The organism is Kiritimatiellia bacterium (assembly GCA_028715905.1).
Taxonomy (GTDB): Bacteria; Verrucomicrobiota; Kiritimatiellia; order JAAZAB01; family JAAZAB01; genus JAQUQV01.
Genome location: JAQUQV010000007.1, coordinates 46,071 through 59,521 on the forward strand (window position 1 = coordinate 46,071; position 13,451 = coordinate 59,521).

9 protein-coding genes and 1 riboswitch are annotated in these 13,451 nt (G+C 57.7%); of the genes, 7 read left to right on the forward strand and 2 right to left on the reverse strand.

Annotated elements, in window-relative coordinates:
* Positions 1–69: 69 nt before the first annotated feature.
* Genes PHP98_02855 through amrA form a run of 5 tightly spaced genes read left to right on the forward strand, consistent with a single transcriptional unit; the run spans position 70 to position 5,038 of the window.
* Entirely contained in the window at positions 70–1,158 is a 1,089-nt protein-coding gene (locus tag PHP98_02855) for a glycosyltransferase family 1 protein (protein MDD5482580.1), read from the forward strand.
* Positions 1,158–2,327, forward strand: coding sequence for a glycosyltransferase family 1 protein (locus PHP98_02860; GenBank protein MDD5482581.1), 1,170 nt, complete (start codon positions 1,158–1,160; stop codon positions 2,325–2,327). Before PHP98_02855 ends, PHP98_02860 begins: the two co-directional genes overlap by 1 nt.
* Positions 2,324–3,439 carry a glycosyltransferase gene (locus tag PHP98_02865; protein MDD5482582.1) on the forward strand — a complete coding sequence of 372 codons (1,116 nt, stop codon included), beginning with the start codon at positions 2,324–2,326 and terminating at the stop codon, positions 3,437–3,439. The genes PHP98_02860 and PHP98_02865 overlap by 4 nt, the downstream gene beginning before the upstream one ends.
* Before the next feature lie 5 nt (positions 3,440–3,444).
* Positions 3,445–4,323 (forward strand): rhomboid family intramembrane serine protease, encoded by an 879-nt coding sequence (locus tag PHP98_02870; protein ID MDD5482583.1) that lies wholly within the window; start codon positions 3,445–3,447, stop codon positions 4,321–4,323.
* Between the two features lie 7 nt (positions 4,324–4,330).
* Positions 4,331–5,038, forward strand: a complete 708-nt coding sequence (gene amrA / locus PHP98_02875) for an AmmeMemoRadiSam system protein A (protein ID MDD5482584.1) — start codon at positions 4,331–4,333, stop codon at positions 5,036–5,038.
* Here amrA and PHP98_02880 read toward each other — a convergent pair whose 3' ends face one another.
* Positions 5,039–5,662 (reverse strand): MarC family protein, encoded by a 624-nt coding sequence (locus PHP98_02880; GenBank protein MDD5482585.1) that lies wholly within the window; start codon positions 5,660–5,662, stop codon positions 5,039–5,041.
* Between the two features lie 280 nt (positions 5,663–5,942).
* On the reverse strand, positions 5,943–9,023 hold the full coding sequence (locus PHP98_02885) for a hypothetical protein (GenBank protein ID MDD5482586.1): 3,081 nt from the start codon (positions 9,021–9,023) through the stop codon (positions 5,943–5,945).
* A gap of 178 nt (positions 9,024–9,201) precedes the next feature.
* Positions 9,202–9,387, forward strand: a riboswitch (cobalamin riboswitch).
* A gap of 186 nt (positions 9,388–9,573) precedes the next feature.
* On the opposite strand from PHP98_02885, the gene PHP98_02890 reads away from it, so the two are divergent.
* Both PHP98_02890 and PHP98_02895 read left to right on the forward strand, forming a co-directional pair.
* Entirely contained in the window at positions 9,574–11,838 is a 2,265-nt protein-coding gene (locus PHP98_02890) for a hypothetical protein (GenBank protein MDD5482587.1), read from the forward strand.
* Positions 11,839–12,014: 176 nt separating this feature from the next.
* Positions 12,015–13,451 (forward strand): VCBS repeat-containing protein (locus PHP98_02895; GenBank protein ID MDD5482588.1); only part of this gene is annotated, 1,437 nt, incomplete at its 3' end.

Below are 13,451 nucleotides of genomic sequence, written 5' to 3' on the forward strand. Positions count from 1 at the left end.
AAACGCTTGAGATAAATCCACTTTAATTTAAGATAATTCCCGGCTGTGTCAATATGCAAAAGGAGAAAATTGAAAATCTGCGTTGATATCCAGGCGGCGGTTGCCCAGGGCGCGGGCGTCGGGCGTTACACGCGGCTCCTGGCTGAAAACCTGTCCGGGATAGCGGGGAGCGACCGGTTGTCCTTTTTTTATTTTGATTTCATGCGGCGGGGATTATCGTCGCCTTTGCCCGGCAGCCGCGCGGTGCGCTGGTGTCCGGGACGGCTTGCGCAGTCCTGCTGGAAACGGATGGACTGGCCGCCTTATGACTGGTTCGCGGGCAGGGCCGACGTGTATCATTTTACCAACTTCATCATCCCCCCCCTTTCCGGCGGAAAAAAAGCGGTGACGATTTATGACGCCAGTTTCCTGCGCTGTCCGGAATTCACCGAGAGCCGCAATCTCGCCTTTTTGAGCGCCAAAATCAGCGACACGGTTAAAAGGGCCGACGCCATCATCACTATTTCGCATTTCAGCGCCGCGGAACTTGCCTGTTTTTTTCCGCAGGCCCGGGGCCGAATCCATGTGATTTATCCCGGGGTCGCGCAACAAGCGCCGCCGGCGATTCAAAACCGCCCTAAAATGGCTGAGCCGCCGTATATCCTTACGGTCGGCACGATTGAACCGCGTAAAAACATCGCCTTTTTGGTGGAAATTTTTGAAAAAATGCGGGCATTCAAAGGGCGGCTGGTCATTGCCGGACGGCTTGGATGGAAATATTCTCCGATTCTTGAACGCCTCCGCGCTTCACCGCGCGCGGCCGACATCCGCCTGCTGGAGAATGTAAATGACGGCGAATTGGCTTCCCTTTATGCCGGGGCCGAGGCGTTTGTTTTTCCTTCGCTTTACGAGGGGTTTGGTTTCCCGCCGCTGGAGGCCGCGGCCTGCGGCGCGCCGGTGGTCTCCTCCGCGGCGGGCTCCTTGCGGGAAGTTCTGGGAAATGGAGCGCTCCTGATTGACAAATACGACGCCGGACAATGGGCCGAGGCGGTAATGGGGATTATCAACGACGTCTCCCGCCGCCGGGCGCTGGTTGACCGGGGCCGCCTTCAGGCCGCCCGCTACACATGGGCGGAAACCGCAAGGAAAACCATGGAGCTTTACCGGAGTTTGGCCTGATGAAAATAGGAATTGACGCGCGTTGGATTTTCAATGAAACGTCCGGAATCGGCGTTTATACCGCCGAGTTGGCGCGTCATCTGGCACAAATTGACAAGCGGAACCAATATGTCCTCTTTTTCCGCGACGGCGGCCTGATGAACACGATCATGGCCGGAATCAAACCCTGCGGTGCGGAGAATTTTACGGGGCATCTTCTGGATTTCGGCGTCTTTTCAGTCAAAAATCAATTCGTCATGCCGGCGCTTATCAGGAAGCTCGGCCTGGACCTGTTTCATTCAACCAATTACATGATTCCGATGCTGTCCTTTCCCCGAGATTGTTGCGGCGCTCCGGCTTGCGTGATAAACATCCACGACCTTATTCCCCTGGTTTTACCGGAGGCCGCCCCGCGCGCTCTCAAGGCAAAATTTCCTCCGCTCTACCGCTGGGTGATGAAAGAAGTGGCCGCGCGGAGCAGCCTGATCATCACCGGCAGCCAGTCTTCGCGCGGTGACATAATCAATCTGCTGCGCTGCCGCCCGGAGCGCGTCGCGGCAATTCCAGACGGAGTTTCGGCGAGCTTTCGTCCGCCTGAAACGGGCGTTCCGCCGTCAACCTATCCCCGCCGCCTGCGGCAAAAAAAGATCGTTCTCTGGGTCGGCCGCCGCGACCCTTATAAAAACCTGGCCGGCCTGGTCCGGGCGTTTTCCATCCTGCGCTCAAATTACGCCGGGCCGCTTGAACTGCGCCTGGTTGGGCCGGATGATTCCCGGTATCCGGAGGCTCCCCGGAGCGTCGTTGCGCTCGGCCTTGCGGATGCGGTCAGATGGGTTGGCCATGTTTCCGCGGAGGAACTGGTCCGCGAATATCAGAATGCCGACGTGTTTGTCATGCCGTCGCGTTACGAGGGGTTTGGGCTGCCCGTTCTTGAGGCTTTTGCCTGCGGCACGCCGGTGATCTGCAGCAACAGGAGCTCTTTGCCAGAAATATGCGGTTCCGCCGCTCTCCAGGTTGACCCGGATGACGCCGCCGCGCTTGCGGACGCGATGCGGCGCGTGTTGACGGATTTCAGCCTGGCCGACGGCATGACGGAGCGCGGCATTCGCCAGGCGGCCGGATACACCTGGCTTGAAACCGCCCGGCGGACTCTCCAAGCTTATGAACAGGTTGCGATGGTTCAAGAATGATTGACGGGACACAGATAAAAGTCGTGCTTGCGCATGACTGGTTGACTGGCATGCGCGGCGGCGAGCGCGTGCTGGAATACCTCTGCCGGATGTTTCCGCGCGCGCCGATTTACACTCTTGTTTATAATCCGGCCGCCGTTTCGGACGTTATCAACCGCCACCCGGTGAAAACTTCCTGGCTTCAGAAAATTCCGGGCGCTTTTAAATATTACCGCAGTTTTCTGCCGTTTTTTCCCGGCGCCATTGAGGGGTTGCGGGTTGAAGAACCCGCCGATCTTGTCATCAGTCTTTCGCATTGCGTCGCCAAGGGGCTGATTCCGCCGGCCGGCGCGCGCCATTTGTGTTATTGTTTCACGCCCATGCGTTACGCCTGGGTTTTTTACGGCGAATATTTCGGGAGCAATCCGCTCAAAAAAGCAACGCTCGCGCCGGTCCTGCGGCGTCTCCGCCAATGGGATAAAGCCAGCTCGGCGCGGGTGGATTCTTTTGTTACGCTCAGCGAACACGTCCGGAAAAGAATCGGGGATTTTTACAACCGCGAGGCCGCCGTGGTCTATCCGCCCGTTGATCTCTCGTTCTGGAAGCCGGCCGGCGGCGCCCCGGCCGGCCGGCCGGGAGATTACGACCTGGTTGTCTCCGCCCTGGTGCCCTACAAACGGATTGACATTGCCGTCCGGGCTTATACGCAGTCGGGGTTTCCTTTGAAAATCGCCGGCGGCGGTCCGGAAAGCCGGAAATTGAAGAGGCTGGCCGGCAAAAACATCGTTTTTCTCGGACGCGTAACCGACGGACAGCTCCTTGAGTTGTACCGCAATTGCCGCGCCCTGGTTTTCCCGGGCGAAGAGGATTTCGGTATTGTGCCGGTTGAAGCCCAGGCCTGCGGCCGGCCGGTTGTGGCTTATGCGCGGGGCGGGGCGTTGGAAACCGTGGCGGACGGCGCGACCGGGGTTTTTTTTGAACAACAGGACGAAAAATCACTGCTGGCGGCCGTGGAAAAATGCGCCGCCGCGCGGTGGGACGCGGAGGTTATCCGGGCAAACGCCGCGCGATTCAGCGGGCAGAATTTTATTGCGGGGTTGCGGGCCAATATCATGAAATGTCTGGAGGGATAAGGCCGATGTATTATCAATCTTTCAACGGATTTATGCGCGGGATACTGACGCCGTCCGTGCGGTTTCTGCTGGCGGCCACCGGCGTCGTTTTCCTGGTCCAGTTGCTCGTTGATCCCCTGCTCGGCGGCCGGGTCACTTTGCTTTTCAGCCTGAGCTGGGCCGGAATTAAACATTTTCTGTTCTGGCAGCTTGCCACTTATATTTTCATGCACGGCGGGCTTTTGCATCTCATCCTGAACATGCTGGGCCTTTTCTTTTTCGGCCCGGAGACCGAGCGCGCGCTCGGTTCAAAACAGTTCATGATGCTCTACCTGGCCTGCGGGGTCCTGGGCGGCCTTGGCTGGCTGCTGTTTACCAGCAGCCACACGGCGGCAATCTGCCTGGGCGCTTCCGGCGCCGTTTTCGGAATTTTAGGCGCTTTTGCCGCCCTTTTTCCCAACCGCCCCGTAACGATTTTGGTGTTTTTTGTCCTGCCGGTAACCATGAAGGCCCGTTCGCTGGCGATTGCCCTGGCCGTGTTCACATTGCTGGCCACAATCAGCCAGCCGGGCAATATCGCTTATGCCGCCCATCTCGCCGGGGGGCTGGCCGGTTATTTTTATATCGTCCTGTTTCATGCCGGCAAAAATTTTGTCCGCCCCACCTTGCGTCAGATGGCCAACGATTTGCTCTGGCGCTGGCACCGGCGCAAATTCAAAGTCATGCGCGGCGATGCTCACGGGTTTGACGATGCGGATGATTTTCCGACGAATGACGAAGTGAACGCCGTGCTTGAAAAAATCAGCAGATATGGCATAAAGAGCCTGACGCCGCGCGAACACGAAATATTGAAACGCGCCAGCCGCGCGCGACGGCCGGAAAACAGAGGTTGGCGGCGCGAATGAGAACTTCATGAAAAAAATTACGGCGGTAACGTTGATCGCGCTGGCGGGCATGGCCGTCTGCCGGGCGGACAACGGAACGAATGCGGCCGCGGCATCGCCGCGGCGGGAGGAGGCACAGATGAAGATAATTGAACGTTGCAGCGGCGCCTGGCGGCCCAATCTTTCCGAAAAGGAAAAGAACACGCTCTTTGCCGTTGCCCGGGACACCCTGCGCTGGTGCGTGGAGCAAAAAGGCGGGAAATTTCCGATGGAAAAATACGAGCTCACGCCGAAACTGAAGATTGCCACGGCCACTTTTGTAACGCTTAAAACAAGGGGTGAACTGCGCGGATGCATCGGCTCGCTGGCGCCTTCCGAGCCGCTTTATCTTTCCGTCCATCAAAACGCAATTAATGCCGCCCTGCATGACTATCGTTTTCAGCCGGTTACGGCCGGCGAATTGGATTCCATTTCGGTGGATGTTTCCATCTTGAGCCCTATCCGCGACATTCCTTCGCTGGATGAATTCAAACTGGGTGCGCAGGGAATCATCATGAGCAAGGGCATGGCCCGGTCGGTCTTTTTGCCGGAAGTCGCCCTTGAGCAGAAATGGACCAAGGAGGAAACTTGCACGCATCTGGCGTTGAAGGCCGGGCTTGAGCCGGATGCCTGGAAAAAAAATACCCGTTTCCAGGTGTTTGAGAGCGTGGTGCTCTCGCGCGCGGGGGAGGAATAGTTATTGGCCGGCAAATGCGGGCGCGATTGCCAGGACGCCGTAGCGGATCATCATGACCGCATAAGCGGCCAGGATGAGCATGAACACTTTTGAAACCGCCATGGCGACCGACCGCCCCAGTTTTTGTATCAGCCATTCGGCCGCGAAGAGACAAATGCCGATAATCACCAGGTTGGCGGCCAGCGCCGCCAGGACCGGCCAGAATTCCGGCAGACAGCCCCAGAAGGGAGTATCGGGACGGCTGTGCATGAGGAGCGTCGTAATCGCGCCCGGCCCGATGATGAGCGGCGTGCCGAGCGGGACGACCCCGAACTGTTCGGTCAATTTCACGGCTTCCTCGGTCTTGTCGCGCACTATGTCCTGCAATGACATCCAGAGGAGAACAATTCCGCCGGCAATTTGCAAATCGGCCACTTCAATGCCGATGGCTTTCAGGAGGACATGGCCGAAGAAAGTGAAAACCAGGCCGAGGATCAGGGCCGTTGCCAGCGCCTGCAAGACCATCTTTTTTTTGGCTGCCTTGGCTGTCTCGGCCGAAAGCGCCGCAAAAATCGCGGTGGTCCCGATCGGGTCCAGGACTACCAGCAGGGGAAAAAAAACGCCGGCAAAGGTTGCGATGCCCATATACCGAAAAATGATATGATCCCGGCCTGAATAAGCAAGCCAATTTCTCCCGGCGCCTGGCGGAATCGGATGGGGCGGGGAGGAGCACGAAAAATATTTTGCTGGCGGAATGCGCCCTGCGGGAACTGGCGGAAAATCTTGCCGCAAAAAAGCGCAAAATAAAGGTAGGAGCCGAACCCCTGTTCGGCGATATATGTTTTGTTGTCCGGAATCGCCGCATGGGGATGCGGCTCCTACATCTTTCAAATACAGTTGCCGCTCCTGCGGACCAAATTTGATCTTACCACATCGGCAGGACGGGGGCCCAGCCGGGGCCGCCGAGGTTAATGATGAACGAAGTATTGTCGTTTACGGCGCGCAGAAGCCAGTTGCCGGTGCTTTCCTGATAAACCACAAGGTCGCATACGCCGTCGCCGTCATAGTCGCCCGGCACCGGTATATATCCGGGGCCACCGAACGGAACTCCATCGGCAATCAAGGCCGATCGTTTGCAGGACCAGATATACCAGCGGCCGGTTGATTCCTGGTAGACCGCCAGGTCGGAACAGCCGTCGCCGTCAAAGTCGCCGGAAACCGGAACGGCGTTTTCAACGCCCCAGAGAGTGCCCCATGTGATTTCGGTGCCGGACATGGCCATGATGTACCAGTATCTCATGGCGGTGTTATACATCGCCAAATCGGATATGCGGTCGCCGTCGTAGTCGCCTGATGCGGGAACGAATCCCATTCCGGTCAGCGATTCGCCCCAGAGCAGCGGCGTGCCCGCCGTGGTAACGATATACCAGAAACTTTCCGGGGACTGGCAGAGGGCGCCCTCGTAGATTTTGTCGCCGTCGTAGTCGCCGGAAACCGGTCTCTGGGTCGGCCCGCCGAATGATGCGGATGGAATGAGCACAGCCCAGCGGCTCAGGGAGGCGATCTTCCACAACCCCAGCGTTTCATTATAAACGGCGCAATCGCTGGTGCGGTCGCCGTCGTAATCGCCATTGATTGGCCGGTATCCGGGCCCGCCCCAGGAAATGTCCCAGACGAGCCGGCACCAGCGCCGGATTGAGCCGACGCGCCAGTTGCCGTTGTAGATGTTGTAGACTGCCAGATCGGAGCAGGAATCGCCGTCAAAATCGTTGTATTTAATGTGGGTTCTAACCACCGCGTTGGTGCCGAGCGCCCGGGCGATGGTGTTTTCCAGAAGCGAGGCGTGGTAAGTCTGCGCGTGCTGAGCCGGGGTTTCGGCGGCCGATTTTTCGGCGGCGTAATTATGCAGTTCCAGGAAATTGAGCTGGCCGCTGTTGTTGGTGTCAACCGCCTGCACGTTGCAGCCCTCAATCAGGTATCCGATATAGCGGCTGTAGAAATCGCTGGTGTAACTTAACTCGTCGTAATTGCAGGCGGTCATGAAGGCGATATTCTGGCCGAGTTCTTTCGGCGCCTTCAGCCCCCGGCTTTTCAGCCGGGCGGCCTTGATGCGCCGGTAATTTTCCATTGTTTCTTCCGCGAAACGCCATGGCGGCGGATTGGCGCCGGCGAGCCGGTACATTCCGCCGGAATAACAGGCGTCAATAATAACGATGATTTTTGTTTCGCTGTTAAAAACGGTTAAATCGTCAGCCAGCTCGGCGGCGGTATAATTGGCGTCATAAGCGCAGACAAAAGTGTTTGCTCCGCCCGGTGTTCCGCCCGACGAACCGCCGTGGCTGGAATGCGCGTAGACCACGATATCGCCGGCGCCGCTGGCCGCGGCCAGGGAATGCAGGGCGTTCTGGATGGTTAGCTTTGTGGCCTGCCGGTCGGTATAAGAGGTTATGTTGGTGGTGGCCCAGCGATTGGAGGGGTCGCCCAGGAAAAATATGTCGCGCATGCCGTTCGCGTCGTTGGTGCAGGTGGTCAGCGACGAAGGGCCGTATGAAGGCGAATAATTGTCAAGCCCGACCAGCAGTACCCGGCGGTTGGCGGAAACCGTTGAAGTCCCGCACCAGCCCTCGGCCGCATTGCTGTAATTGGAGCTGGCGCCGTAAGTGTTGCGCGACCGGACGCGGTAATAGTAGTGCGTTCCGGGGATAACATCGTAGTCCGAGTAGGCCAGCGCCATGATATTGGTGTGAATTTGAACGGCGTTGTTTGTGCCGTAACTGCGCCACAGGTCATAGCCGGTTGCGCCCTCGGCCGCGCTCCAGGTTATATCAATACGGTTTGAGTATGATCCCTGGGAGGCCGAAACGGTTGCGGGCGGTTCTGGAATATTGGCAAGGCTGGGACTGCCGGGCATGAAATTGAATTCCAACGTATAGGAGACATTGTAACGGTCTTCCTTGTCCTTGCAGACAATGCTGTAGACACCGTTGGAAGCAATGGCGTTGGAAATGAAGGCGCAGGTTTCAAATACGTCCGTGGTCCGCGCCAGCATTTCGCCGCTCGGACTGTAAAATTCCATGACGGGGATCATGTCCGCGTCAATATCCCGCATGGTGATGGTAACCGTGTCGCCGCTGACCGCCTGGAACATGGCGACATCCAGGTCGCCCGGCAGGTTTATTGTGCCGGTTTTCTGCTCGCCGCTGATGATCGTGCCGATATCGGTGTCCGTGCCGCTGATCGTTCCGGGGATCTGGATCATGGTGAGCGCATATTCTCCCTCAGCGTTGAATTTGTCGGAACAGACCACGGTATAGACGCCCTGATTGGTGAGTTCGGCGGTAATTTCAGAGCGGTAATCAGTCGGGAAATCGTTGGTTACCAGTGTGCCGTCGGGCGCATAGATTTGAATGTTCGGCACAAGGAAGACTGATTTCTGCCCCATGCGGATCTGCATGGTGCTCGGGACGTTTGAAACGGCAAAGAAACCGGCATCCAGGTCGGAACTGACGTCAATTTTGCCGGTCTTTGACTGCCCGATTGTCAAATTGCCCACGTCAGGGTCATCATAGGAAAGCGGAAGGTTCGGCGTGCGGAGCATGGAGCAGTTATAGGTCATATTGCTTATCCCGTCGGGGATCGTGCAGGTAAAAGTGTACCATCCGTTATCCGCCGGTTGGGCGGCGGTCCAGCCGTTGGTGATAACACTCAGGTGGTATTCATTGGCGCTGACCGGGGGGCAGTTGGTCTGGGTGCCGTTGGGATTATAAAGCGCAAAATCGGGGTAGGGATCGTGCTCGGCATGCCCAAGCCGGATGATGACGGTTTCACCCGGGTTGGCGTAAAAAGTGTAGGCGGCTGTTTTTTCCGATGTGGTATTGGTGGTAAGGGTGTCTTCAAAATATTGCCCGGATTCTATGGCGGTCTGTGCCGGCAAAAAAGGGGCGGCGCAGACCGCCATCATGAAAACGGCGGCTGGCAGAAAAAGGCGGATTTTTTTTTCAGGCATTATTTTTCCCTGTGAAAAAGGCCTCATTGTTTATCGCCAAGCATAGCGTTTTCCGGTGAAGTGTCAATATGTTTTTTGCCGGCCGCCGGGCCGGCCGTGTGCCGTCCATTTTTTTCCGCACCCCCCGAAAAATTAAAAAAATTGCATTGACAAATCCGCCGGGCCTGTGTTATACGCATCAACAGTTCTTTGGAATAAATTTTGTTTGCGGAAAGAGTACGGAAATCCGTGAAAATCGGATACGGTCGCGCCACTGTGACCGGCTGCGAAACTTCAAATGCCATTCCGACGCGGGTCGGGAGAAGGCGAAGGAGTAGGTTTGAGGCCGGAAGTCAGGAGACGTTTCTTTTCATGCTCTTAGGCGGCGGTTAAAACCGTTGCCGGCTCCTTCGCTTGAAAGGGGGATGAGGGATGTTTTTATTTTAAGCCTTCAGGCTCTTTCTCGGGAGCCGGAAGGCTTTTTTGTTTTTTATCCCTGCCCGGGCATATTTTTTTTGCGAAACACCGGCTTTAAAGGGCCGGTGGAAAGATGTTTTTTTTGGAGAGAATAATGGCAAAGATTTATACAGGAATAATTGCGGGCGTTGTTTGTTGCGCCGCGCTTGGCTGTTTCCTGGCGGCCCAGGCTCGCCGCGGCGGACCGGATGTCCCCGCCTCCGGCGGCGCGGGCGAGCCGGAACGCGGCCGCCCGGCCGTCACAGTTTCTGCTTGCGGCGCCGGGGAACCGTCCGCCGCCAGCGGCGAGCTCTGGAAAACCAATGCCGGAATATCCGCCGAAGGACTTGAAGGGGATGCCGCTTTGCCGGAACAGGGCGGTTTGCCCGACTGTTCGGATGAAAACGCGGAAAAGGAAAACGGGCTGGAAGACGAAGAATACAGTCCCGAAGAGATTGCCGCGTTCAAGGAGCAATTCATGCGGAAACGTTTCGGCGTTGTGCGGCGGCAGGGGAAATGGATTCCGACGATTGACGGCGCCTCGAACCTGGTCTATATCACCACCGGATCGCTTCCGCCGGGCCGGGTCGGCGAGGTCTATGAAGCGCAATTCTCGGCGGCGAGCGGTTGTCCGCCGTATGCCTGGAAAATCGTTTCCGGCGAATTGCCGCAATCATTTTTGTTTGACGGTTATTCGGGCAAACTCGCCGGCGTCCCCGAGGAACCCGTTACCGCGCGCTTTTTTATTGAGGTCACCGACAGCCGGGGCGCCAAGGATATGGCGGAATATGCGTTGACGTTTCAGCCGGAGCGCCCCCTTGCAATAGCAACCGAGATTCTGCCCGCAGCCGTTCCCGGCGAGGACTATTTTTGCCAGCTGCAGGTGTCCGGCGGGATTCCTCCGTACACGTGGGGCGCGGCCGGCAATATTGACGGGGAAATCGGGGCGCTTGTCATTGATGTGAACAACGGCCAGATCAGCGGGCGGATTGCCGATAACGCGCCGCAAATTGATGTGCCGCTGGTTTTCTGGTTGAGCGACGCGCAGGTCAGCGTTTCAAAGGAATTAACCTTCCGCGTCCGGTCCGCGCCGAGCATACTGAATGCTCCTCAATCCCCGCTTTACGAGTCGGAGTTGTTTGAGTTTGTTTTTCAGGCGGCCGGCGGAAGAGAGCCATATCTCTGGAGTGCGGGCGGCCTTCTGCCGCCCGGCCTTGAATTTTCAGCGGACGGGCTTTTATCCGGCCGGCCCTCGGAACCCGGCCTCTACGAAAACAGCGTCCAGATTCAGGACGCCGACGGCAGGTTGGCTGCCGTAACCTTTGCCTTGGAGGTTTTGTCCCGCGCCCCCGCGCTTTCCGATTTCCGGGCGCTCTTGAGCCGCAACAGCGTGGCTTTGAAATGGGAACTGCCGCCGGCGGATGGAAAGATCGGCGTCCGGATTGTCAGAAATTCCGCGCGGAAACCGTTGACGCCGGCGGACGGTAAAGCCGTGTATTACGGGCCCGGAACATCCTGCCTTGACGGCGATGTCGGCCGCGGCCGTTATTACTATGCCGCCTTCCTTGAAGAAAACGGAACAACGGTAACCTCGGCGGCGCCGCCGGCGCTTTGCGTGACGCTGCCGCCGGAAACAGACCCGTTCGCGGATAAAGTCGCGAGCAGCAAACTGCTTCATCCGAATGCCTTCCGGTCGTCCGAACTGCCCCGGATTGTTCTCGGCGCCCCCCGCGGCACGGGGCTTGCCTCGGGATCGGCGGACGTTGTTTCTCTGGGCGCCGCCATCAACAACGACAACGGGGGCTCGGCGCCGTATGGCGGCTCAATAATATTGGAGTTTGTGGATAACGTTGTGTGGGACGGGCCGGGCGCCGACTTTACGATTTTTGAAAATGTCTTTTATATTTGCAACGATGCCGGCGTGCTTGACCCCGAAACCCGTTTTATGGAGCCGGCCGTTGTGGCCGTCAGCCAGGATGGCGTGAACTGGCGGCAATTCCCGATTGACTTCTCGCCGCGCTATTATCCCGGGAGCGGAAAGCTCAATGTCCGTCATCCTTATTGTTACAATTCCGGTTTCGCCGGCGTAAATCCCGTCATGAGCAACGGCTGCGACCCGGACCCCACTGACCCCGCCCTGTCGGGGGGCGACAGCTTTGATATTTCCGCGCTGGGATTGGACTGGATCAGGTATGTCCTTATCCAGTCTGTCGGAAGCCGCTGGCTTGCCGATAAGGACGGCGAACTCGTCTGCCATAATGAGGAAACCGGCGCCGCGGATCGGAACAATAACAAGTCGGGGTTTGATTTGGATGCCGTAACGGCGATTTGGATGCAGAAAGTTGCGGCGTCCGACGGCGCGGGTGGAGGAAGCCAATGACATATTTTCGCTTGTTTTTCAGACGCGGCGGGGCGGGGGGCGGAGGTTTTCCCGGCCGCGCGATCAGGAAGGGAAAGGAGGTGCCGCGGCGCAGACCGTCAAACCGGAAAACCAGCGTGTGAAAATCCGTGCAAAAAAGAAAATAAAAAATAATCATAGGAGGATAAATCAGAAAAATGAAAGCGATGATTAAACTGTTTATGGGCGTGTGCCTGATGGCGCTTGCCGGGCATGCGCCCGCCATGGTCATAGGAGGCAGCAATTATGTGGCGCAGACGTTTTACGCGAATCCGCATGCGGGAGAGACCTTGGTGGCGTTTGACTGGGACGAATATAACAATCTGTATTATTCAACCGGCCGCCCGGATTGGTCTCTGGGTTTTTCGGTTTACCGCTACGACGACCAAACGGCATTGAATCTCTACACGGACGAGAACGCCTTCGCCGGTTCGCGCGTAACGGCGATCAACGGATACGTTTATTTCAATGACGGCGGAACTTACGAGCGTTGGACATGCGACTATTTTCGCTATGATCCGGCCAAAAGCACAACCCCGGCCAATATGGGGGTTTTAAGCGACATATACGGTCTCGCCACGCGGGATGGAACCGATTTTTGGGCCGCCGGCGGGTACTTCGCCGCGATCTATTACAGTTCCCTGGACGCGCATGGCGATCTGGTGAATAACCCGCTGGTGAATCTCGGCGCCATCGGCAATGCGACCGGCCCGATTGCTTTTGATGCCGGCGGCAATCTCTATTATGCCGAAGGTTACGTCGCCCAGGGCAATCCGACCGTGTACCGTTGGAGCGCCGCGGAAATCGCCGCGGCCATCGCCGATCCCGCGGGCCATCCTTTGGTCCCGGATGGGCACGCATGGGTAACACTGCCGTCGGGCGATGGAGTGTCCGGCATGGCAGTGGACCACAATGGAAACCTGATCGTTACCGCGACCTCGTTCGCGAATCCAAGCCAGTTACAGCGCCTGTTTGTGACCAACGGCCTTTGCGCGGGGTATGAGGTTCTGGCCCGGTCGGACGAGCGGCTGGAAACTGTCCGCGTGCGCGCCGGCAGAATCTATGTGAGTTCTTCCGATGGAATATTCACTGTTCTTCCCGTTCAGGCGGATACACATGTCGTTAATGATTATGACTATGACGGCAAGTCCGATCTTGCGGTATACCGCGCCGGTTATTGGTCCATCTATTCCCTGGTGAACGGAGTGATCCTGAACAACGAGGGGGTGTGGGGCGGGGCGGACGGCGTGCCGGTGTCCGGAGATTACGACGGGGACGGCAAGTCCGATCTTGCGGTATACCGCGCCGGTTATTGGTCCATTTATTCCCTGGCGAACGGAGTGATCCTGAACAACGAGGGGGTGTGGGGCGGGGCGGATGGCGTGCCGGTGTCCGGAGATTACGACGGGGACGGCAAATCCGACCTTGCGGTATACCGCGCCGGTTATTGGTCCATCTATTCCCTGGTGAACGGAGTGATCCTGAACAACGAGGGAGTGTGGGGCGGGGCGGACGGCGTGCCGGTGTCCGGAGATTACGACGGGGACGGCAAATCCGACCTTGCGGTATACCGCGCCGGTTATTGGTCCATTTAT

Coding starts and splice junctions, on each gene's coding strand:
- amrA (MDD5482584.1), top strand. CDS start 4,331: ATGAAAAAAATTACGGCGGTAACGTTGATCGCGCTGGCGGGCATGGCC.
- PHP98_02880 (MDD5482585.1), bottom strand. CDS start 5,662: ATGGGCATCGCAACCTTTGCCGGCGTTTTTTTTCCCCTGCTGGTAGTC.
- PHP98_02860 (MDD5482581.1), top strand. CDS start 1,158: ATGAAAATAGGAATTGACGCGCGTTGGATTTTCAATGAAACGTCCGGA.
- PHP98_02870 (MDD5482583.1), top strand. CDS start 3,445: ATGTATTATCAATCTTTCAACGGATTTATGCGCGGGATACTGACGCCG.
- PHP98_02865 (MDD5482582.1), top strand. CDS start 2,324: ATGATTGACGGGACACAGATAAAAGTCGTGCTTGCGCATGACTGGTTG.
- PHP98_02885 (MDD5482586.1), bottom strand. CDS start 9,023: ATGCCTGAAAAAAAAATCCGCCTTTTTCTGCCAGCCGCCGTTTTCATG.
- PHP98_02890 (MDD5482587.1), top strand. CDS start 9,574: ATGGCAAAGATTTATACAGGAATAATTGCGGGCGTTGTTTGTTGCGCC.